18 protein-coding genes are annotated in these 22332 nt (G+C 54.8%); 2 read left to right on the forward strand and 16 right to left on the reverse strand.

What is annotated here, in order from left to right:
* Window positions 1-5 precede the first annotated feature (5 nt).
* The 15 genes from HV242_RS12725 to HV242_RS12795 form a co-directional block, all read right to left on the reverse strand.
* Window positions 6-566 carry a hypothetical protein gene (locus tag HV242_RS12725; RefSeq protein ID WP_104440056.1) on the reverse strand — a complete coding sequence of 187 codons (561 nt, stop codon included), beginning with the start codon at window positions 564-566 and terminating at the stop codon, window positions 6-8.
* The gene (locus HV242_RS12730; RefSeq protein ID WP_050736915.1) at window positions 563-1687 is read right to left on the reverse strand and encodes a glycosyltransferase; all 1125 of its coding nucleotides are present in this window, start codon (window positions 1685-1687) and stop codon (window positions 563-565) included. The genes HV242_RS12725 and HV242_RS12730 overlap by 4 nt, the downstream gene beginning before the upstream one ends.
* Window positions 1681-2655 (reverse strand): NAD-dependent epimerase/dehydratase family protein, encoded by a 975-nt coding sequence (locus HV242_RS12735; RefSeq protein ID WP_050736916.1) that lies wholly within the window; start codon window positions 2653-2655, stop codon window positions 1681-1683. Before HV242_RS12735 ends, HV242_RS12730 begins: the two co-directional genes overlap by 7 nt.
* Entirely contained in the window at window positions 2646-3758 is a 1113-nt protein-coding gene (locus HV242_RS12740; protein WP_181616730.1) for a fatty acid desaturase family protein, read from the reverse strand. Before HV242_RS12740 ends, HV242_RS12735 begins: the two co-directional genes overlap by 10 nt.
* On the reverse strand, window positions 3745-4872 hold the full coding sequence (locus HV242_RS12745) for a sterol desaturase family protein (RefSeq protein ID WP_050736918.1): 1128 nt from the start codon (window positions 4870-4872) through the stop codon (window positions 3745-3747). The genes HV242_RS12740 and HV242_RS12745 overlap by 14 nt, the downstream gene beginning before the upstream one ends.
* Window positions 4865-5482 (reverse strand): phosphatase PAP2 family protein, encoded by a 618-nt coding sequence (locus tag HV242_RS12750; protein ID WP_050736919.1) that lies wholly within the window; start codon window positions 5480-5482, stop codon window positions 4865-4867. Before HV242_RS12750 ends, HV242_RS12745 begins: the two co-directional genes overlap by 8 nt.
* A complete protein-coding gene (locus HV242_RS12755; RefSeq protein ID WP_050736945.1) occupies window positions 5479-6753 on the reverse strand; it encodes a F390 synthetase-related protein in 1275 nt (424 codons plus the stop codon). Before HV242_RS12755 ends, HV242_RS12750 begins: the two co-directional genes overlap by 4 nt.
* Before the next feature lie 8 nt (window positions 6754-6761).
* Entirely contained in the window at window positions 6762-7568 is an 807-nt protein-coding gene (locus HV242_RS12760; protein ID WP_014170466.1) for an MBL fold metallo-hydrolase, read from the reverse strand.
* A complete protein-coding gene (locus tag HV242_RS12765; protein ID WP_050736920.1) occupies window positions 7546-8562 on the reverse strand; it encodes an NAD-dependent epimerase/dehydratase family protein in 1017 nt (338 codons plus the stop codon). Before HV242_RS12765 ends, HV242_RS12760 begins: the two co-directional genes overlap by 23 nt.
* A complete protein-coding gene (locus HV242_RS12770) occupies window positions 8559-9566 on the reverse strand; it encodes a 3-oxoacyl-[acyl-carrier-protein] synthase III C-terminal domain-containing protein (RefSeq protein ID WP_050736921.1) in 1008 nt (335 codons plus the stop codon). Before HV242_RS12770 ends, HV242_RS12765 begins: the two co-directional genes overlap by 4 nt.
* 110 nt (window positions 9567-9676) lie before the next feature.
* A complete protein-coding gene (narI, locus tag HV242_RS12775) occupies window positions 9677-10354 on the reverse strand; it encodes a respiratory nitrate reductase subunit gamma (protein WP_044867770.1) in 678 nt (225 codons plus the stop codon).
* The gene (gene narJ, locus HV242_RS12780) at window positions 10354-11064 is read right to left on the reverse strand and encodes a nitrate reductase molybdenum cofactor assembly chaperone (protein ID WP_040017698.1); all 711 of its coding nucleotides are present in this window, start codon (window positions 11062-11064) and stop codon (window positions 10354-10356) included. Before narJ ends, narI begins: the two co-directional genes overlap by 1 nt.
* Window positions 11061-12596, reverse strand: coding sequence for a nitrate reductase subunit beta (gene narH, locus HV242_RS12785; RefSeq protein WP_020882363.1), 1536 nt, complete (start codon window positions 12594-12596; stop codon window positions 11061-11063). The genes narJ and narH overlap by 4 nt, the downstream gene beginning before the upstream one ends.
* Window positions 12593-16336, reverse strand: a complete 3744-nt coding sequence (locus tag HV242_RS12790) for a nitrate reductase subunit alpha (protein WP_020882362.1) — start codon at window positions 16334-16336, stop codon at window positions 12593-12595. The genes narH and HV242_RS12790 overlap by 4 nt, the downstream gene beginning before the upstream one ends.
* Before the next feature lie 381 nt (window positions 16337-16717).
* Window positions 16718-18115: a NarK family nitrate/nitrite MFS transporter gene (locus HV242_RS12795; RefSeq protein ID WP_050736922.1), complete on the reverse strand. Its 1398-nt coding sequence runs from the start codon at window positions 18113-18115 to the stop codon at window positions 16718-16720.
* A 309-nt stretch (window positions 18116-18424) separates the two neighbouring features.
* Here HV242_RS12795 and narX point away from each other — a divergent pair, with 309 nt between their 5' ends.
* The gene (narX, locus tag HV242_RS12800; RefSeq protein ID WP_050736923.1) at window positions 18425-20221 is read left to right on the forward strand and encodes a nitrate/nitrite two-component system sensor histidine kinase NarX; all 1797 of its coding nucleotides are present in this window, start codon (window positions 18425-18427) and stop codon (window positions 20219-20221) included.
* Window positions 20214-20864: a two-component system response regulator NarL gene (gene narL, locus HV242_RS12805; protein WP_003856701.1), complete on the forward strand. Its 651-nt coding sequence runs from the start codon at window positions 20214-20216 to the stop codon at window positions 20862-20864. Before narX ends, narL begins: the two co-directional genes overlap by 8 nt.
* A gap of 3 nt (window positions 20865-20867) precedes the next feature.
* Here narL and HV242_RS12810 read toward each other — a convergent pair whose 3' ends face one another.
* Window positions 20868-22274: a YchO/YchP family invasin gene (locus HV242_RS12810; RefSeq protein ID WP_050736924.1), complete on the reverse strand. Its 1407-nt coding sequence runs from the start codon at window positions 22272-22274 to the stop codon at window positions 20868-20870.
* Window positions 22275-22332 lie beyond the last annotated feature (58 nt).

Genomic DNA, 22332 nt, shown 5'->3' on the forward strand with positions numbered 1-22332 from the left:
AGACTCTATTTCCGTATTTGATTTATAAATCGCTGACATAAACAGACCAGCTCCGGCTGCGAGAGATAGTCCATATGACCGCAGGGTATGCGCTCGTCCGCCTGGTGAAACCAAAGGCGAGAAATCCAGTCTTGCTGCCCCTGAACCAAAAGATGATGGCAGTCAGGACGCTGACGAGCCACCGGGCCGTAAGCGAAAATACTCACGCGAGACAGGACTGAGGATGGCAGGTGAAGATTATTAAAGAGTTCCAATCCACAGCTTCCGGAAAGTAACAGCGTGTGATCCGCCGATTCCAGCAACGCGATCGCAATGTTTCGATAGCGCTCGGCAAACGCTGCCCTGCGAGAAGTGAGGTAGTCCCGCGCATTGCTGCAACTTGCACGCAATAAACCCGTATCACACCATGGCTGGGTTTGAGGTATCCAGGGGAAATTTTCAGTGACAGGCATGGCCCCCTCCGTCAGCAAAGACTGGAGGAACAAACTCTGCACCGGGCTGAGCGCAAGGTTGCCGGGACGGCTTCTTCCCGTGATAAAAGCGATGTTAAGTCGCATGCCGGTCACAATGAGCTGAAGCGGTCATTACTGAAAACGCGATAGCGACGCGAACGCCAGTGAATATTCCGGTTGAACAAGGCATGAATTAAATGCACAGGCTGCAACAGCTCTGATAACACCGACATCACCGGCCTTGCGGAAATAGTCTCTGACACTAAACGCTGTATACGGCGCAAGGCAACGTGGCGAACGAGAAGGACCACCGCCAGTAACACGCAATTTATCCCCCCACTGAATGCGAGCACCACCATCGCCCAAAGCAGTAACGGATGTAAACCCTGAAGAAGAAAGATTGCCAGATTCGTACCAGCAGGCTTCTCACGCATCAACAATGTGGCGAACAAAAACCAGCGGTGCATCTGACGAAAATACCGTCTGACGTCAGGTACGCTGGTTTGTACGCTCACAGGCGCGACAGACTGTACGATGTTTACCCCTTGCTGAGTAAGAAGCGTTGCCAGTGCGAGATCATCGGTCAGATGTCGAAGGATGGGCGAAAATCCCCCCACGTTTTTCAGCACACGTAAAGGTAACAGGTAGCACATGCCATTTAGCGTTAACGGTCTGACAAAAGGCAGCAACGGCAGATACGTCAGCGCTGAGTTATCATTAACAAATTGTGCCAGCAGTCGCGACGGTAAGTTGTCGGTAGCCACATACCAGGGCAGCGCGGTGACAAGCGAATGATCATCAAGCGCGGCAAGCATCGTGTTCAGCGATGTCGCCGTCAGTACCGCATCGTCATCTAAAATCAGGACCGTCAGGGTCTTAACCTGCTTTCTTCCTTGCTCAAGCTTATATAACTTTGGATTTATCCCTTCCGGCGCTTCAGGGTATGCGCAGATATGAATAGCGCTCTGAGGGTAACGCGCCTGCAACCGCTGCGTTACCCTTGCGGCCTCCGCGTCGTCCACGTCAGTCAGCCAAAGAAACGTTGCGCCAGGCAAATTTTGAAGACTCGCGGCCAACACCGTCTCTAACGCAGGATCACCGCTGAGTATGGGTTGCATGACCGTAATGTCGCTGAAAGAGTGAGAGATGTTATCCCTTGTGGCTGTAAGTATTTTCAGCGTGATACAGACTTTGAAAAGCAGAATGGCCAGCCATGCTATTGCGATAATTAACACAGGCGCTCTTCCTTGAGTTGTTGTAAAAATGTACGCAGGCTGACGTCAAAATCCATTGATGGTGGACCAAAGTCATCCAGCATACGCGTAACATTCAGGGTGTTAGTGTAGCCAAAGACGGCAACGCCAAAACGGGTAATCGGGGGCTCTCCCGGCAACGGCAGCCAGCGCCACAGCCTCTCAAGTATGCCAGCAAAACACATCGCAGTTCCCAGGCGCACAGTTTTATGCGGTTGAGGCAAACCCAACTGCTGCAAGACGTCACATAACAGCCGATGGATTTCGACAGATTGACTGGCGGAGATGTTATAGCACGGGCGGAGATGACTGCGTTTCACGGCACGCATCAGGTAATCCCCTAGCACATCGACGTGCATAATGTCGGCCTGCACTTTTACACCGCGGCTAAGGATAGAGGGCAGCTTTCCTTTTTTAGCCGCAGCCAACAGAGGCGGTAAGAGCAAGCGATCGCCCTCACCAAATACGGCACAAGGGCGAAAAATGGTTTTCTCACCCTGATACGTCTCAACAAGGCACTCTGCCTGACGTTTTGTGCGCCCATATTGGCTGCTAAATTCGGGGCCGATAGCATCACATTCACGCAGTCCAGGCTGGTGCGCAAAACGGTAGTAAACCGCCGCGCTTGAAATAAATATGAGTCGTGGAAAGCCACGATGACGGCAAAAATCGATAACATGCCGGGTCGTCTCAACGTTATCCCGGTAATAATCGTGCTCACTACCCCAGGGCGAAGTCCTTCCTGCCGCGTGAATAACCACATCGGGTACGACATCAAGCGTTTGAAGCTGGTCTAACCCAAGTGCGAAATACTCAACTGATGCGGGCAACTCGACATGTTCACGGCGCCCGACGCCGCACAGCGAAACGCCGTCAGTATCGGCAAAACGCCGGATAAAAGCCCCGCCAATGAAACCCGATGCTCCGGTTACCATAATCTTCACGGCCATTCTCCGTGTCGCTCAGGGCGTTCACCCATGCGCCTGAGAAAACGCTGCTGGAGAGACATTAAATCGGCGAGGGTAAGTCGTCGATAATCCAGCCCTTCTCGCGCGGCGACATCCTCGATGATTCGGCTCAACTGAGGATAATGGCGATGACTCCAGTGCGGGAAAAGATGGTGAGTCAGATGAAGATTGAGGCCGCCCAGCCAATAACCCATGAACGCGGGCCGTGTCGACCAGTCAAAGGTCGTTGCAAAGGTATGGGAAAGCCTGCCTTGAGCCATTTTGCCCCCGTCAGAGGGGAGCTGAGCGCTGCCCTTTGCCCAGTGCGTCCCGATGACGAGCATGACGAATATCAGAGAAGAGATCATCTGACAGAGCATATAGGTCAGCAAAATTGAACCGGCGCTAAATCTGTCGGCCAACAACCACATGGGTAACACGAGGCTGAACGCTGCGTGCAAGGATTTACCCGTCAAAAAAAACGTCCAGCCGATAATACCCTGCTGCGCCAGATGAGGCGTCACCGGTGTATATCCCCCTCTGTCGAGCCAGTCAACAATCCAGATATACCAGGGGAAGGTTAATGCGGCGACCAACGGCCAGTAGTAGCGCTGCGCCCGCATAAAGGGGCGCCAGCGCTGCCAGGGCGTCTGGCGCATAAGACCATTTTCTGCGGTGTCCGGATCGTAACATTCTATGTTGGTGAATCCATGATGAAATCTGACATGGCGAACGCGCCAGCAATCGGGATCCAGGCCGAGTGGGATAGCGACAATACGGTTTACCCACGCGTTAGCTTTTTTACTTTTCAGAAAGGCATTATGAGACGCATCATGCACGACGTTCACGGTCAGCAACATCGCGAAAACGATGGCGGCAAAATACCATGAAAAATACAGGGGCAGGTCACTCTGATGAAGCGCTAACGCATAACTTCCAATACAGCCACCAGCCAGCATCACTGTTTTAACCAGCATTCGGCCATCTGCATAGCGATGATCGCCCCGTTCTGTTAACAACGCGCGTGTTTCGCTGTGAAGTGCTGCAACCAGCCCGGGGGGATCGGCGGGAAAGGTCAACCGCTTGTCAGGATTAAACTGGTTCACTTATCCCCCTTTTTGTTCTGCGCCCAAGGCCATAGGTGAGTGCAATACCGTGTGCGGCCAGTGCCGCCATAACTGCAACCCAATAGACGTGATTCCAGCCCCAATAACCCAAGAAAAGCAGCGGTAAAGAGAGCGTGACCAGACACCACATCATCACTCCCCAGCGCTGACCCTCGCTGATCCCACCCAATGCGACAGAGCCAGCTGCCAGCAATATAAACAACAGGGACTGCGCAGCACCCACGTTATCTATGCTGTATCCGTAGCGCTGGATGTAGCCCAGAACGAGCGCAAACAACAGAATAGCCCCGACACCTGTCATTAATATCGAACAGTCAAACTGGCGATGTCGGAGGCGAACCGTTTTCAAAATACCTGCCATTTGCAAAAAAGGAAGATTACTTTCCTGCATCGGGTTTAACGATGGCGTCCTGCCTTTTACCCCATAGGTCGACTTCTCCTGCGAGGGCATCTCGCAGAACGTACCGAATAATTTATCCCAGAAAATAAAGGTGCCACCGTAGTTGGTATCGGCATAGCGCTTATTATTAAGGTGATGAACGCGATGATGTGTCGGGGTAACAAATACCTTTTCCAGCCACCCCAGCGTTGGCGTTAATGCGTTATGGTTAAAAAACTGAATGCTGTAATGCACGATGGAAACCGCCAGAAAGACACTCAGCGGTACGCCAGCCAGCGCTAACACCAAAAAGAAAGGGATTGACGTTAATGACGAGTACCAGGAATTTCGCACCCCCAGCGACAGGTTATAGTTCTCCCCCTGATGGTGAACAACGTGAACAGCCCACAGTAGCCGAAGCTGGTGATGGAGACGATGAAGCCAGTAGAAACCAACGTCCCATGCTAACAATGTAAAGAGCCATACCCCGACGGCAGACCATCCCTCAAAAAGATTCAGGCTAAAGTGTTCCAGCACAAATCCGTAGCAAAGCACCTCCAGGCACCGGAAAAACCACAGCATAATGTGCCCGGAATTGAGATTGAAAATGATATCGAGCCAGTCAATATTCTGCCGCCGTGTGAACTGAAGAATACAGGCCTCAGCACACACGAAAAACAGCATAAAAAGAACGGGAAACAGGAGTTCACTCACCGGGTATTCCTTTATATTTTTGTCTGCGCACGTCCAGATGCCCTGCCAGCCATACACTGGCCCCTGCCAGCAAAACACCCGCCATTAAATCAATAAACAGATGCCTTCTCAGCTGAAGGATAGAGTAAGCAATAGCACACGCCCAAATGACGCTTGCAACCGCCATCCAGCGTAAACGCCATGCCGCTATCGCCCAGACGGCGAGTGCCGTCAGCGCAGCGTGCAAAGAGGGAAAGCAATTTTGACGGGAATCGACAGAGACCAACCATCCTAATACTCTGGAAGAAACACCCTCTCCTGCCAGCGTGGGATACACCATGGTGGTCGGCCATAACAGATATATGATGCCCGCCCCCAGCGCCGAAAATTGCATGGACCGGGCAAGCCACCGCACTCGGTCATACGGCGTTAATAAATATCCCAACGGGACAATCAAGAAAAAGGACAAGTAGAGCCACACCGCATCAGGCGAAAAGGGAATTAACGCGTCAACCCGTAGTGGGGTTAAACGATAACCTTCACCCTGTAACCTGTCGCAAAGCGAATAAACGACCCCGACCGACCCCCACCCCAATAGCATCTGCTTGAGGCGTTGCAGAAATTCACTCATTCTTTTCCCCATTCACGGACTATGCGCCGTCGTTTTGCGTCAAAGTTCGGTGATACGCTTCGGTACTGCAGCACCCATACCAGCCGGGAAGTGTCTATTCCCTGTAACGTAAACAGCTCATTCAGCGCGTCGCGGCAGTGAGGAAGTATTGCTGCGTCACAATCCGCGGTAAGACACAGTCTCTCTGCTTCTGTTTGTACCAGGCGATAGTCTGCGGTAAGTGGGAGCGTGACGGCCAGCACGCGGCTGCAGGGGTCGGCAAAAATAACCTGCGGTTTGCCCGTGCTATCCGGGAGAAGGAGTTGATCGTCCTGTCGACCCTCAATACGCTCAATCGCGCGCGCCGCACTTCCACACGGGCACCGCGCCTCGCGGGCAACCAGTATGTCATCAAGGCGGTAACGGACGATGGGCTGCGTGCTGCGGGTGAAATCGGTGATAACAGGCGTAAAGCGCTTCTCATCCAGCCAGTGGGGCTCGACGTGAATAAACTCCTCGTTCAGATGTAACGTCCCAAAAGAACAGGTTGAAGCTAAAAAACCCTCTGTTGCCTGGTAGATTTCACCCACGCTACCAAATACCTGGTGGATAAGTGCCCTGTCCTGTTCCTCCAGAACTTCGGCGACAGAAATCACCTTTTTGACATTCAGCTGCAGCGTTCCGTCCAGTACCGCCAGCGCCAGCGCACGTAATACCTGTGCGGGGGCAACAATGATCGTCGGGGAAAACCGTTCTACATGGCGCAATTGCGGCTGAAACGGCGCCAGTAAATCGTAAAATTCCAGGCTCAACCAGCGGCTGCTCACACTCTGGTAAAGGTTATTATTTGCCCTCAGAAACAGTGCAACCCGTTCCCGGGCAAAAAGACCGTCCGGTAAGGCCCTTGCAAGAATACCTGCCGCCCAAATTTGCTGCTCCTTCGGACTGACAACAAATAACCCGCGCCTGCCGGAAGTACCTGATGACAGGCCCACGCTAAATCGGCCTATTTTCGGACTGAAGTCCCGGCTCTGTTCACTTTTCAGCGCGCAGGCCATCAGCGCGTCACGCTTAAGACCTTCAGTGTTCATCTCATCGAAATGCGTCATCATCAGCGCCTTGTCCATCAGCGGCCACTGTCCGAACGGCACCGCGCGAAATCGCTGAAACCATGGGCTTTTCGATAACACGTTCCGCCTGAAGTGATGCAGTTTTTTTTCCTGCCATCTCTCCAGTTTTGCACGTTCGGTAAAACGCCGTCTGCGGGTGCAGAAATAGCGCCACATCAACATAATGAGGTTCACAAATCGCCCTCATGACACAGACGAATATCCACTTTACCGTTTTTCCAGAGTTGATTGAGTTGCCGGAGCGTCTGGTAATAAGCAGAGGGATCGGACATCACCAGACTGGCAAGCCGTGAAGGACCGCGCATCTCCCGGTAATTGTCAGGAGACCAGGCCGCATCTGCGGCCAAAAGTGTCCAGCCGTCCTCTGTCAGGACGAATGCGCCGAAGTGTCCGGCTGCATGGCCTGCAAGCGGGATCAAAATAATTTCGCCCTGACTGTCCGGCAAAACATAACCCCGCTCAAACGGAGCAAGCGCCTCGGGCAGCCTCAAGGTTTCGAAACCTTCAATGAAGCGCAATGACGACTCAAACCCGGAGGGGAAAAGTCCTGGCACAAATGCCTGACGCAGGGCGGCAAATCCTCTCAGCGCTCTCACCTGCTGCCAGCCCTCACCAGAACAAATACAGCTAACATCGGGGAAATCACGCAGCCCTGCGACGTGATCGGCATGGAAGTGCGACAAGATAATCGCATCGATATCGCCCCCGACCAGGCCTTGTGCGTAAAGCTGTTGAGCCAGGGACTGTTTGGGGTCGAAATAGACCGGCGTGACTTGCCGGTAAATGCGAAAAATGCCCGAGCGCGTGTAGTGTTCAAACCAGGAGGAATAGCCGGTATCCCATAGCCATCGATGTGAACCGACTTCCAGGAGCCAGGCTCGAGAGGGAAATTTGCACACCCTGAGACCAGCGCCTTTTAGAGCCATGCAGCCGATATGGGTGCAATATCCTGTTTCAAACACGGTAATCTTTGCCATTCGTCCTCAGCCATTCTCCCGTTAGCGCGATGCCTTCTGCCATGGAGAAACGTGGGGTATAGCCCAACTCCTCTACGGCTTTTTTAGCGCTCAGCGTCATATCGAAACAAACCGTTCCCGCACTGTAACGGGTGACGGGAGGTTCCTTATTGATGCACTTTCCGACTAATTCCATGCCACGCGCGGCCAGTGACACCACCGGCCAGGGAATTGACCGGATCTGATAGCGTAACCCCAGCTGCTGACGCAGCAACGCGTCAAGCATATCAACCAGCCGCTGCGGCTGGTGATTGGTCACGTTATAAATGCTGCCGGAATAAAGAGGCTGGCCCAAGGTTGCACGTTCCATAGCAAAGACCACGTTTTGTACGAAGGTCAAATCCAGAAGCGCTTCTCCTCCCCTGGGCAGGCGCAATACCCCTCCGCCCTGATGGAGCTGACGCAGCAGGCGAGGAACGATCACCTTATCATGGGGACCGAAAAGCCCACGCGGGCGCAAAATGATGAACGTAGTCGCGCTGAAGTTTGCCACCGCATCTTCAATGATGCGTTCGGCTGCCCGTTTGCTGCTGGCATAGTGGCTGGAAAATGTGTTCGCCAGGTAGGTTTCCGGAAGATCGTAGTGATGTTGAAAATCGAAGTAGACCGCAGGGGTAGAAATGTGGACAAAACGCGGAATGCCCGCGGTGCCCGCTGCCATCGCCAGTTTTTTTGTTGCAATGACGTTAGCCTGCCAGAAAGCGTCCCTCCCTCCCCACGGAGAAGATTTCGCTGCGCAGTGCCACACGGCATCGCACCCCTCCATGAGCCTGGCACATTGGTCCAGAGACGCCAGGGACAAGTCGAGAGGGATAAACGTCGCGCCCACATGCTTTAAATGTGCACCTTCGACCTGATTACGCCCCGTCGCCACTACGCTAAAGCCACGTTCCAGCAAATAGTGGACAGCGTTACGCCCCAGCCCGCTGGTTGCCCCTGTCACCAGGATCTTCATGGCATAAGTACCATGCCAGCCAGCGTCAGGCCTGCTGCAGTACCAATAAGCATCGCGGGTTTTCCCGGCGTGAAACGACCATGGGTTACCGCTTCATGCAGCGCCGTAGGGATGGAGGCGGCAACCTGGTTGCCGTAGTGACGGTAAACATCAATTAAGATGGATTCAGGGACACCTAGCCGCTTACGCATGTGTTCAAGAGAAAGATGGCTGGCCTGATGCGGAATGACGGTACCGATATCCGACAGTTGCAGACCGCATTTTCCCAGCAGCCGCGCGAAGTAGTCATCAATCAGCGAAGAGGCATACCGGAACAGCGCCTTACCCTGCATATGGAACATAAAATCACTGTCGCTCATGCCTGCTCTGGGGTTGCGACGCGTTCCTCCCGCACGGATTTCACAGAGTTCGCTGCCATCCGGGTACATCTCGATCAGGCTGGTTATAATCCCGCTGTTGCCGTCACCACGCTCCACGATCGCACACGCCGCACCATCACCGAAAATCAACGAAGACTCTTCGTGACTCCAGTCAATGCCGCGCGATGCTAAATCAGCTGAAACAATGGCGATGCGACGATATGCGCCTGTATTCAATAAACCTGCGGCAACTTCTAAAGCGGAAATAAAGCTGACACAGCTGCTGTTAATATCAAACCCCGCCAAACCCGCGGGCATACCCGCCGCCTTGATAATATGAACCGCACTGCAGGGAAGCGCTTGTATGGCAATAGCCGATGCACAAATCAACAGGTCTATGGAATCAGGTGATATCGTTCCGGCATGTAGCGCGTTATGTAGCGCCTGTGCGGCCAACCCGGCCTGGCTGGCGGTGTGAGAAGCGTGGTAGCGGGTAAGAATACCGGACCGTTTTTCAACGTAGCCAGGCGGTTTTCCTAACCATGAATCCAGATCGCTGGATGTCAGTCTTTCAGCAGGCAAGGCAATGCCTGTTGAGATAATTTTTATTGCGGCCGAAATTTCCGGCTCTGTTGATTGACCCACACCAGTGCTCCCTTCACTAGCTAATCCAACCGCTAATAATATAGGAGCCCCTTCTTTACACAATCTGAAATTAACGGGAGCGTCCTGCTCCCGTGTCGGTTTTCAGTGAATTAGCGACGGGCGCGAACAATCTGATATTTGCGCGTCAGATACTCCACCGGTGCACTCCAGATATGCACCAGACGAGAGAACGGGAACAGCACAAACAGCGTCATCCCGAGCACCAGGTGCACGCGGAAGATAAACGCCACACCGTCAAGGTGCTCAGACGCACCACCGTGGAAAGCCACCACAGACTGCGCCCAGCCGACCAGCTTCATCATTTCGCTGCCATCCATATGCTGAGCCGAGAACGGAATGGTCAGCAGACCCAGCGCACACTGCACCATCAGCAGGGACAAAATCAGAATGTCCGCGCCGGTGGTGGTCGCGCGAACACGCGGGCTGAACAGACGGCGTTTGAGCAGCAGTAAACCGCCCACCAGCGTCATGACGCCGCAGGCACCGCCGGCAATCATCGCCATTTTCTGCTTCACCTCAATCGGCAGGAATGACTCATACATCCAGTGCGGCGTCAGCATTCCGAGGAAGTGACCCGCAAAAATCCCCAGGATCCCGATGTGGAACAGGTTAGAAGCCAGGTTCATCCCTTTGCGATCGAGCATCTGGCTGGAGGCAGCACGCCAGGTGTACTGGCCGTAGTCATAACGCAGCCAGCTTCCCACCAGGAACACGGTGCCCGCGATATACGGGTAAATGTCAAAGAAGAACATATTCAGGAAGTGCATTATTGCTGTCCTCCGTTAGAGATATTCAAATATTGCGGGGCAACGGCTCCGGCAAAACGACGTTGGTGAGCAGAGATTTCAGACTCACCGCAGTTCTGGTCAGCCATGAATTTCACCTGCTCTTCCTCCCAGACCGCATCCAGCGCCTGTGGCGTATCATCGCGGGCTTCATCGGCGATCTTCTCCGCAACTTTTTCACTGTCGACCGATGCGTTGGCGAGTTTCACCAGCAGGTCGAACAGCACCGCGTAACGGCTCTCGCGCTGCTGAAGTCGTGCGCCGAGCAACGCCAGGATCGGCGCGATGTCCTGCAGCCCCCCCAGCGCCTCCTCTTTAGGCAACTGCGCCAGATACTCAAGATAGAGCGGCAGGTGGTCCGGCAGCTCGCGGCTGTCGAGCTGCAGGCCGTGTTGCTCGTACTGTCCCATCAGGTCAACCATCGCCTGACCGCGGTCACGTGACTCACCGTGAACATGTTCGAACAGCAGCAGCGACGTCGCGCGTCCGCGGTCAAACAGCTGGCTGTAATCCGCCTGCGCATCCAGTAAATCGCGCGCTAACAGGTCCCGGAGGAAAACGGCCAGTGTCTGGGCATCCTCTTTCTCAAGATTTTCAGATGACGCGAGTGCATCAAAGAGCTCCTGCTGATGCTGCGCAAGCGCAGCATCCGGGTACTCGAGCAGACGCGAAACAATGACAAGTTCAATCATTGGTGCGGCTCCGTTTTGCTCGTCACATCCAGGGCATCGATGCGGCGGCTGTTGAAGAGATTGAATTTCGTGTCTGAACCGTGGCAACCGTCGCCAAAGGTAAAGCCACAGCCATTTTTCTCCGGGAAGGCTTCGCGAGCCAGTTCACGGTGGCTGCTCGGCACCACGAAACGGTCTTCGTAATTGGCAATCGCCAGGTAACGGTACATCTCCTGCGCCTGGGCTTCGGTCAGACCTACCGCTTCCAGTGCACGGGTATCGTTAACACCGTCAACGGTTTCAGCGCGTTTGAAGTGGCGCATCGCCAGCATACGTTTCAGCGCCAGCAGGACCGGCTGGGTATCCCCTGCGGTTAACAGGTTTGCCAGATACTGAACCGGGATACGCAGGCTTTCCACGTCTGGCAGAATGCCGTTGCTGCCGAGTTCACCTGCATCCGCAGCAGACTGGATCGGAGACAGCGGCGGCACGTACCACACCATCGGCAGGGTGCGGTATTCCGGATGCAGCGGCAGCGCCAACTTCCAGTCCATCGCCATTTTGTACACCGGAGACTGCTGCGCCGCGTCAATCACGCTCTGCGGAATGCCGTCTTTCAGCGCCTGCTCAATCACTTTCGGATCGTTAGGATCGAGGAAGACGTCCAGCTGACGCTGATAGAGATCTTTCTCGTTCTCGGTGCTGGCTGCATTTTCAATCGCGTCCGCGTCGTACAGCAGCACGCCGAGGTAACGAATACGGCCCACGCAGCTCTCAGAGCAGACGGTTGGCATACCGGCTTCAATACGCGGATAGCAGAAGATGCACTTCTCAGACTTGCCGCTCTTCCAGTTGAAGTAGATTTTTTTGTACGGGCAACCGGTAATACACATACGCCAGCCGCGGCACTTGTCCTGGTCGATCAGCACAATGCCATCTTCTTCACGCTTATAGATGGCTCCGCTCGGACAGGTCGCCACGCACGCCGGGTTAAGGCAGTGCTCGCACAGACGCGGCAGATACATCATGAAGGTGTTTTCGAACTGGCCGTACATCGCCTTCTGCATGTTCTCGAAGTTCTGGTCTTTGGCGCGTTTTTCGAACTCGCCGCCCAGAATCTCTTCCCAGTTTGGACCGCTGGTGATCTTATCCATACGCTGTCCGGTAATGAGCGAGCGTGGACGTGCGATCGGCTGATGTTTGCTTTCCGGCGCGTTGTGCAGGTTCTGGTAGTCGTAATCAAACGGCTCGTAGTAATCATCGATGCCCGGCAGATGCGGGTTGGCGAAGATTTTACCGAGCAGCATCGCACGGTTACCCATGCGCGGCTGCAGTTTACCGTTGATTTTACGGATCCAGCCGCCCTTCCATTTCTCCTGGTTTTCCCAGTCGGTCGGGAAGCCGGTGCCGGGTTTACTTTCCACGTTATTGAACCACGCGTACTCCATCCCTTCGCGGCTGGTCCAGACGTTTTTACAGGTGACTGAGCAGGTATGACAGCCGATGCATTTATCCAGATTCAGCACCATGCCGACTTGTGAACGAATTTTCATTTTACGCTCTCCTGTACCTGGTCATTACCTTCGCCGTCTAACCAGTTAATATTCTTCATCTTACGTACCACCACGAACTCATCGCGGTTAGATCCTACCGTGCCGTAGTAGTTAAAGCCGTAGGCCAGCTGCGCATAGCCGCCGATCATGTGCGTCGGTTTTGGCGTAATACGGGTCACGGAGTTGTGAATGCCGCCGCGCTGCTCGGTAATTTCAGAACCCGGCAGGTTAACGATACGTTCCTGCGCGTGGTACATCATGGTCATCCCGGCCGGGACACGCTGGCTGACAACCGCACGCGCCGTCAGCGCACCGTTGCTGTTGAACACTTCGATCCAGTCGTTATCTTCAATGCCCAGATCTTTGGCGTCCGTCTCGCTCATCCACACAATCGGGCCACCGCGGGACAACGTCAGCATCAGCAGGTTGTCGCTGTAGGTGGAGTGAATGCCCCACTTCTGGTGTGGCGTCAGGAAGTTCAGCGCCTTCTCCGGGTTACCGTTCGATTTCGTACCCATTACCGCTTTCACGGAGCGGGTATCGATTGGCGGACGATAAACCAGCAGGCTCTCACCGAAGTCGCGCATCCACTGGTGATCCTGATACAGGGACTGACGACCGGACAGGGTACGCCATGGGATCAGTTCGTGAACGTTGGTGTAGCCAGCGTTGTAGGAGACGTGTTCATCTTCCAGGCCAGACCAGGTCGGGCTGGAGATAATTTTGCGCGGCTGAGCCTGAATATCGCGGAAGCGGATCTTCTCTTCCTCTTTATTCGTCGCCAGATGGGTATGATCGCGACCGGTAAACTCACTCAGTGCCGCCCATGCTTTCACCGCCACGTGACCGTTGGTTTCCGGTGCCAGAGTCAGGATCATTTCTGCAGCATCAATGGCCGTGTTCAGCATTGGCTGGCCTTTGGCCGGGCCGTCCGCTTTGGTGTAATTGAGCTTACGCAGCAGGTCCATTTCGCTCTGGGTATTCCACGCAATCCCTTTACCCCCGTTACCGATTTTTTCCATCAGCGGGCCGATAGAGGTAAAGCGTTCGTACGTTGCCGGGTAGTCACGTTCAACGGGAATAATGTGCGGCGCTGTCACACCCGGGATCAGGTCACACTCGCCTTTTTTCCAGTCCTTCACGTCCAGCGGCTGCGCCAGTTCGGCTGCAGAGTCGTGCTGAATCGGCAGGGTCACCACATCGGTCTCTTTGCCCAGATGTCCTACGCACACTTCGGAGAATTTCTTCGCGATATCTTTGTAGATATCCCAGTCGCTTTTGGATTCCCACGCCGGGTCAACGGCTGCAGACAGCGGATGAATAAACGGATGCATATCCGAGGTATTCATGTCGTCTTTTTCATACCAGGTGGCGGTTGGCAGCACGATATCGGAATACAGGCAGGTGCTGGACAGACGGAAGTCCAGCGTCACCACCAGATCCAGCTTGCCGTCCAGACCGTTGTCTTTCCACTCCACTTCTTCTGGTTTCACGCCGCCCTGCTTGCCCAGATCTTTCCCCTGAATACCGTTTTCAGTACCCAGCAGATATTTCAGCATGTACTCGTGGCCTTTACCGGAGGAGCCCAGCAGGTTAGAGCGCCAGATAAACAGGTTACGCGGATGGTTTTTGCCGTTTTCAGGCTGCTCGGCCGCAAAGCGAATGGTGCCTTCTTTCAGTGCCTTGACGGTGTAATCCGCCGGGGTCATGCCCGCTTTCTTCGCCTCGTCAGCAATGCGCAGCGGGTTAGTCCCTAACTGAGGTGCAGACGGCAGCCAGCCCATGCGTTCAGCGCGGACGTTGAAGTCGATCAGGTGGCCGCTGTAGCGGGATTTATCCGCCATTGGCGACAGCAGTTCCTGGGCCGTTACCGTCTCGTAGCGCCACTGACTGGAGTGGTTGTAGAAGTAAGACGTACTGTTCATATGACGCGCCGGACGCTGCCAGTCGAGGGCAAACGCCAGTGGCTGCCAGCCCGTCTGCGGACGCAGTTTTTCCTGACCCACATAGTGCGCCCAGCCGCCGCCGCTTTGACCCACACAACCGCAGAAGATCAGCATGTTGATCAGGCCACGATAGTTCATATCAAGGTGATACCAGTGGTTCAGACCGGCACCAACAATGATCATTGAACGGCCATGCGTCTTGTCAGCATTTTCAGCGAATTCACGGGCGATACGGGTGATGTGTCCACGCGGCACGCCGGTAATCTGCTCTGCCCAGGCCGGAGTATACGCTTTGATGTCGTCGTAGCTGGTTGCGCAGTTTTCATCATTCAGGCCGCGCTCCAGGCCGTAGTTGGCCAGCGTCAGGTCATATACGGTGGTCACCAGCGCCGTCGACCCATCCGCCAGCTGCAGACGTTTGACCGGCAGTTTATGCATCAGGATGTTCTGCAGCTCAACTTTGTTGAAATGCTCGGACCCTTCGCCGCCGAAGTACGGGAAGCCCACATCAGCAATTTCGTCCTGGCTACCCAACATGCTCAGACGCAGTTCAGTCTCTTCACCGGTGGTACCGTTACGCTGCTCGAGGTTCCACTTGCCCTTCTCGCCCCAGCGGAAACCGATAGAGCCGTTGGGTGCCACCAGCTCGCCGTTATTGTTATAAGCGACCGTTTTCCACTCAGGATTGTTTTCCTGACCCAGCGCATCCACCAGGTCGGCGGCACGCAGCGTGCGGCCCGCTGCATAGTAGCCATCACGCTCTTCCAGCATGACCAGCATCGGCATGTCGGTATAGCGACGAACATAGTCAGTAAAATACTGGCTGGGTTTATCGAGGTGGAACTCACGCAGCATCACGTGGCCCATCGCCAGCGCCATCGCGGAGTCGGTACCCTGTTTAGGTGCCAGCCACAGGTCGCACAGCTTGGCAATTTCCGCGTAGTCCGGGGTTACCGCAACGGTTTTGGTGCCTTTGTAACGCACTTCCGTGAAGAAGTGGGCATCCGGCGTACGGGTCTGTGGAACGTTAGAGCCCCAGGCAATAATGTAGCTGGAGTTGTACCAGTCAGCGGATTCCGGCACGTCGGTCTGCTCGCCCCAGGTCTGCGGAGAGGCTGGCGGCAGGTCGCAGTACCAGTCGTAGAAGCTCAGACAGGTTCCGCCGATAAGCGACAGATAACGAGCACCTGAGGCGTAAGAGACCATCGACATTGCCGGGATAGGCGAGAAGCCCGCGACGCGATCCGGTCCGTAGGTTTTGACGGTATAAACGTTAGAGGCAGCAATCAGTTCGTTGACCTCTTTCCAGGAAGAACGAACAAAGCCACCGCGACCGCGCGCCTGCTTAAAGCTTTTTGCTTTGTCGGCATCTTCGATAATGGATGCCCAGGCATCAACCGGATCGCTGTGCAGCACTTTCGCTTCACGCCACATTTTCATCAGGCGTTTGCGCATCAGAGGGTATTTCAGACGGTTGGCGCTGTACAGATACCAGGAGTAGCTTGCACCACGCGGGCAGCCACGAGGTTCGTGGTTTGGCATATCCGGACGGGTACGCGGATAGTCGGTCTGCTGCATTTCCCATGTCACCAGGCCGTTTTTAACGAAAATCTTCCAGCTACATGAGCCAGTGCAGTTCACGCCGTGGGTCGAACGGACGACTTTGTCATGCTGCCAGCGCTGACGGTAACCGTCTTCCCAGTCCCGGTTGGTCTCCAGAACCTGGCCGTGCCCATCGGCAAAAGTTTCACCCTTCTGTTTGAAGTAGCGAAACCGGTCCAAAAATTTGCTCATCGGGTATCTCCTGTGTGGAGCCTGTGGCTCTCTAAATCGACATTGCTGATTTGCAGCGAAGGTAACGCTCTGATAGATGGCGAGAATTGATAACGATCAAGGCGGAGAGGGAGTTTCAGGTGGGGTATTAGATCGGATACCACCAAAGCGGTAGATTTTTAATTTTTATAAGCCATTAATTTATAATGATATTTATAATTTATCGTACAAAAAGCAGGGCTAAATTTAACATCTCAGGTATTAAGGGGTAGACCGCCCTGTAAAGCGATGGCGATCACAGTGTTACCCGCAGGCATTGTTCTTCAAACGCTATCAGTATGTTGTAACTACTGTAGTGATAAAAAAACGCGGCCCGAAGGCCGCGCAAACGGATAATCACACTTACTTATTTTTCTTGGTATTACGGCCATATACCAGCCACGTAATCACTACGCAGGCGATATAGAAAACGAGGAAGACTTTCATTGCCCCTGCCGGAGAGCCGGTCAGGTCCAGAGAGATACCGAACGCTTTCGGAATAAAGAAGCCGCCAATTGCGCCGATGGCAGAGATAAAGCCCAGTGCAGCAGCCGTATCCGTCGCGGCTTCACGCATGGCCTGCTCTTCGCTTCCGCCCTGCGCTTTAACGCGATCCATCGTCAGCTTGCGGAAGATAACGGATATCATCTGGAAGGTCGATGCGCTACCCAGACCGGCCGTCAGGAACAGCACCATAAACACGCCGAAGAAGGCGGTAAAGTTGCCACCCTGGCCATTGGCTGGCAGCGTCAGGAACAGAAGCGCACAGAAAACAGCCATGATCACAAAGTTCACCAGCGTCACGCGTGTTCCGCCCAGACGGTCAGACACCATCCCGCCCAGTGAACGTGCCAGGGCACCGATGAACGGACCAAAGAAGGCAAACTGCAGGATCTGCACTTCCGGGAACTGTGTTTTGGACAGCATGGCAAAGCCTGCGGAGAAACCGATAAACGACCCGAAGGTTGCCAGATAAAGCAGCGCCATGACCCACAGGTGGCCGCGTTTCAGCACCGGCAACTGCTCGCTCAGCGAAGCCTTAGATGCCGACAGATCGTTCATAAAGAACCATGCCGCCAGGGTGAAGACCACCAGGAACGGAACCCAAATCCACGCCGCATTCTGCAGGTACAGGGAAGAACCATCCGCCTGCTCGACGCCACCGCCGCCAAAGGCTGTAAAAATGGAGACAGAGATTGCCAGCGGTGCAATTAACTGCATCACGCTTACGCCCATGTTTCCCAGACCGCCGTTAATACCCAGCGCACCGCCCTGCTTCGCTTTCGGGAAGAAGAAGCTGATGTTCGCCATACTGGAGGCGAAGTTAGCGCCAGCAAAACCGCACAGCAGGGAGATAATCACGAACACGCTGAAAGGCGTGGAGGTATCCTGCACCGCAAAACCCAGCCACACGCAAGGTACAATCATGATGCCCGTACTGAACGCCGTCCAGCGACGACCGCCAAACACCGGCACCATAAACGCGTAAGGGACGCGCAGCAGCGCACCGGACAGCGACGGCAACGCGGTCAGCATAAACAGCTGATCGGTCGTAAAGGTAAAACCCACTTTTGGCAGATTGACTGCCACTGCACTAAACAACATCCATACGCAAAACGCTAACAGCAAACACGGAACGGAAATCCACAGATTCCGGCTCGCTATACGATGGCCGCGCTGTTGCCAGAACGCCGGATCCTCTGGACGCCATTCAGTAATAACGGCACCATTTTCCCTTTGGGGAGCGGATGAGTGACTCATAGACACCTCTGATTCTCGAATGATGCTGCAAACATTAGGGTTTTAGGGCGGCGGTAAGTTGATATAAATCAAAGGAAAAGTGGGAGGTTTTACAGCGCGAAAAAAGCCCTTATCCTTAGTGAGTAGGCTATTTCAGTAAAAAAGACGTGGTTTTTCACGGCACTGAAGCGTCTCCGATACTGCCTCCTCCTGCCGCTTACTCCGTTGGCAATTTAGGGGTAATCCTTTATTGGTATGGGTATACTCCTGGGTATGCACCAGAATAGCGCCATTCCTGCAAGCAGGCCACGTCAGGAGCCCGGCAACTCTATGTTAAAAAGATGTTTATCTCCGCTAACACTGGTTAACCAGTTGGCACTGATCGTTATGCTGTCCACCGCCCTCGGTGTGACCGGTATGGCGATTTCTGGCTGGCTGGTACAGGGCGTACAGGGTAATGCGCATGCCATCAACGAGGCAGGCTCTCTACGCATGCAGAGTTATCGCCTGCTGGCGTCGGTACCGCTGACGGAAGACGATCAGCCTTTGATCGACGAAATGGAGCGTACCGCGTTCAGCCCGGAGCTGGAACGCGCCGCCATCCGTGACGGGCAGGAATCACAGCTTAAATCCCTGCAAAACTACTGGCACACCCAGCTTCAGCCTGGTCTGAAACAGGCGCGCAATACTGAGACCGTAGCACGGGACGTCGCGGGCTTTGTGTCGCGTATTGACGCGCTGGTCTCCTCTTTCGATCAGACCACAGAATTGCGTATCGACCGGGTGCTGATGGTTCACCGTGCCATGGCGTTGTTTATGGGGCTGCTGCTGATTTTCACCATCCTCTGGCTGCGCGCCCGGCTGTTGAATCCCTGGAAACAGCTGCTGGCGATGGCCCGCGCGGTAACCGCACGCGATTTTACTCAGCGCACGCATATCAGCGGGCGTAATGAAATGGCGATGCTGGGCCAGGCGCTCAATACCATGTCGGAAGAACTCTCCGAAAGCTACGCCGTGCTGGAAAAACGCGTGCAGGAGAAAACAGCAGGGCTGGAGCAGAAAAATGAAATCCTCTCCTTCCTGTGGCAGGCCAATCGTCGTCTGCATATGCAGGTGCCGTTATGTGAACGCCTCTCGCCGGTGCTGAATGGCCTGCAAAATCTGACCTTGCTGCATGACCTGGAGCTGCGGGTCTACGATGTGGAAGATGAAGATAATCATCAGGAATTTACCTGTCAGTCCGACATGTCCTGCGATGACAAAGGCTGTCATCTTTGCCCGCGAGGCTTGCCGCCCCTGACCTCCGTCGGTACGACGCTGAAGTGGCGACTGACGGACAGCCATACCCAGTACGGTATCTTGCTGGCCACGCTGCCCGCCGGGCGGCATCTGAGCCACGATCAGCAGCAGCTGGTCGATACGCTGGTCGAGCAGCTGACCGCTACACTGGCGCTCGACCGCCATCAGGAAAAGCAACAACAGCTGATCGTCATGGAAGAGCGTGCGACTATCGCGCGCGAACTGCATGACTCCATCGCCCAGTCGCTCTCCTGTATGAAAATGCAGGTCAGCTGTCTGCAGATGCAGGATGCGGAGATGCCGGAAAGCAACAAACAGCTGCTGAGCCAGATCCGCAACGAACTCAATACCTCATGGATCCAGCTTCGCGAGCTATTAACCACCTTCCGCCTGCAGCTGACCGAGCCTGGCCTGCGCCCCGCGCTGGAGTCCAGCTGCCATGAATTTAGCGCCCGACTGGGGTTCCCGGTGAAGCTTGATTATCAGCTGCCGCCGCGGTTTGTCCCCTCCCATCAGGCGATTCATCTACTGCAGATCGCCCGTGAAGCCCTGAGCAACGTGCTCAAACACGCTGACGCGACGGCGGTCACCGTTACCGTCAGCCAGCACGATAATCAGGTCAGGCTCACGGTTCATGACAACGGCTGCGGCGTGCCGGAAAATGCCGAAAGAACTAACCATTATGGTTTAATTATCATGCGAGACCGCGCCCAAAGCCTGCGCGGTGATTGCCAGGTTCGCCGGCGAGAGACAGGTGGCACGGAAGTCGTGGTCACCTTTATTCCCGAAAAACCGCTCACAACTGCTCAAGGAGAAACCCATGACTAATCAGGAACCGGCATCCATCCTGTTGATCGACGACCATCCGATGCTGCGTACTGGCGTTAAACAGCTGGTCAGCATGGCACCCGATATCACCGTCGTTGGCGAAGCCAGCAATGGCGAACAGGGCATTGAGCTTGCCGAATCGCTTGATCCCGATCTGATTCTGCTCGATCTCAACATGCCGGGCATGAACGGTCTGGAAACGCTCGACAAGCTGCGGGAAAAATCGCTCTCCGGACGCGTAGTGGTTTTTAGCGTCTCGAATCATGAAGAGGATGTGGTGACGGCGCTCAAGCGTGGCGCGGACGGCTACCTGCTGAAAGATATGGAGCCGGAAGATCTGCTCAAGGCCCTGCAACAGGCCGCCGCAGGTGAGATGGTACTGAGCGAAGCCTTAACGCCGGTGCTGGCCGCCAGCCTGCGGGCAAACCGCGCCACCTCGGATCGCGATGTCAGCCAGCTAACGCCGCGTGAGCGCGATATTCTGAAGCTGATTGCCCAGGGCCTGCCGAATAAAATGATTGCGCGTCGCCTGGATATCACCGAAAGCACGGTCAAAGTGCATGTGAAACATATGCTGAAGAAAATGAAATTAAAATCCCGGGTTGAAGCCGCGGTATGGGTACACCAGGAACGTATTTTTTAAGCATTACTCATCCGGCAGCAGCTTCCAGCGCGGATCGTCGGTGGGTAATGCCACAAGCGGTTGCGCCACAGCCAGCGTGATCTCATTGGACGAGACGCGCTTGCCATCATTATCTTCTACCACCACCGAAAGCCGCCAGCGGTTGCTCGCGCCTTCACTGTCATCCCAGGCAGGCATAATCACGCTCCAGCCGTCTTCGCTGGTATTGTTGGCCGGCGATGTCAGACTCAGCGCCTGCGTATCTCCCTGCCAGTGCAGCTGGCGAATCCCGTGCTTACTGCGGATCTGCAGCTTAAGCATCACGGTTTCGCCCCCTTTAAGATCCCACGGCGGTGTCGCCAGGTAGACGGACAACGTTTTGCTCTGGCGGAACTCCATCACCGGCAGGTTATCCCGCTCTGGCGAATCATAGCGACTGCCGCGCAGAGAACGGGTGACGGCGACTTCACTGGCAGAAAGTTGCTTCACCAGCGGCACGCCAAAGCGGTAGTTGAGTTTGAGGCCAAGATTATTCTGGCTCACCCCACTCTCTCCTTGCTTATGCCCGGCGGTGAGGGTCACCAGCGGAACGGGGGTATAATTCAGCCCCAGATTGACCGCCACCGGGTTGTGATAACCGGTACCGCTGTTGAACAGGTCAACGTTATCACCAAAATATTGCTCAAAGCTGACGCTGGTATTCAGGTGATGGAACCACGGCAGCCACGCTTTAGCGGTTACGTCGTACCCCCGGGCCATGCGCTGCTCCTGAATATCAGAGCGATCGCGCCAGCCGGCAAAGGGCTGATAATAGTTCGCAGACAGACGCAGGTTCTCGCCCCACACTTCCGCACCTAACCCGGCACGCTGCAGGTTTTCATCCAGCAGGTTGTCGTAAAAGGTGTTGTAGCCGAGCAACCATTTTCCGGCAACCCAGCGCTGCCCAATGCCGGCATTGCTCACCAGACCGTCAGTCTGCTGCGTCAGGCCAAGCTGGCTCCAGCTCAGATAACGGTTGTTATCGTTCCACGGAATAAACCAGCTGCCGCTGCTGCCGTTAAATTTGCCGTCGTCATCCACCAGCAAGTTCACGCTGGCGTTCCCCCACGGCGAAAGCCAGGATTCAATATGCTGGTTCACTTCGCCGCTCACCGCGTCACGCACCTTGCCAAAGGCAAACTGACGCGCCTGCTCGCCTGTCGTCAGGCCGTTATCGGTCATACTGGCTTCGCCAAACGCTTTCGCCATTTCTGCCAGATGTTTTTCGCCCTCGGTCGTGGGCGCCGCCATGCCGAGATCGGGCAAATTATCCCCGTTGTTATCAAAGGGGTTCTGTGCCTGTTGCACAAAGGAATTCGGCGCACCGTGAACGGCTCCGACCGGAATGAGGGGGAGTAAAGCAAGCAAACGAAGATGAGATGAAACAGCCATTAACGTCGTAAGAAATACCCGATGCTTACGTGAGAACACCGGGTACCTTACCGTTATT

It is taken from the genome of Enterobacter sp. RHBSTW-00593 (genome assembly GCF_013784105.1).
GTDB classification, from domain to species: domain Bacteria; phylum Pseudomonadota; class Gammaproteobacteria; order Enterobacterales; family Enterobacteriaceae; genus Enterobacter; species Enterobacter ludwigii.

What these genes read in the sequence shown, in the direction of transcription:
- HV242_RS12735 (WP_050736916.1), bottom strand. Translation starts at nt 2,655, where the DNA reads ATGGCCGTGAAGATTATGGTAACCGGAGCATCGGGTTTCATTGGCGGG.
- HV242_RS12750 (WP_050736919.1), bottom strand. Translation starts at nt 5,482, where the DNA reads ATGAGTGAATTTCTGCAACGCCTCAAGCAGATGCTATTGGGGTGGGGG.
- HV242_RS12755 (WP_050736945.1), bottom strand. Translation starts at nt 6,753, where the DNA reads ATGTTGATGTGGCGCTATTTCTGCACCCGCAGACGGCGTTTTACCGAA.
- HV242_RS12760 (WP_014170466.1), bottom strand. Translation starts at nt 7,568, where the DNA reads ATGGCAAAGATTACCGTGTTTGAAACAGGATATTGCACCCATATCGGC.
- HV242_RS12765 (WP_050736920.1), bottom strand. Translation starts at nt 8,562, where the DNA reads ATGAAGATCCTGGTGACAGGGGCAACCAGCGGGCTGGGGCGTAACGCT.
- narI (WP_044867770.1), bottom strand. Translation starts at nt 10,354, where the DNA reads ATGCACTTCCTGAATATGTTCTTCTTTGACATTTACCCGTATATCGCG.
- narJ (WP_040017698.1), bottom strand. Translation starts at nt 11,064, where the DNA reads ATGATTGAACTTGTCATTGTTTCGCGTCTGCTCGAGTACCCGGATGCT.
- narH (WP_020882363.1), bottom strand. Translation starts at nt 12,596, where the DNA reads ATGAAAATTCGTTCACAAGTCGGCATGGTGCTGAATCTGGATAAATGC.
- HV242_RS12790 (WP_020882362.1), bottom strand. Translation starts at nt 16,336, where the DNA reads ATGAGCAAATTTTTGGACCGGTTTCGCTACTTCAAACAGAAGGGTGAA.
- HV242_RS12795 (WP_050736922.1), bottom strand. Translation starts at nt 18,115, where the DNA reads ATGAGTCACTCATCCGCTCCCCAAAGGGAAAATGGTGCCGTTATTACT.
- narX (WP_050736923.1), top strand. Translation starts at nt 18,425, where the DNA reads ATGTTAAAAAGATGTTTATCTCCGCTAACACTGGTTAACCAGTTGGCA.
- narL (WP_003856701.1), top strand. Translation starts at nt 20,214, where the DNA reads ATGACTAATCAGGAACCGGCATCCATCCTGTTGATCGACGACCATCCG.
- HV242_RS12810 (WP_050736924.1), bottom strand. Translation starts at nt 22,274, where the DNA reads ATGGCTGTTTCATCTCATCTTCGTTTGCTTGCTTTACTCCCCCTCATT.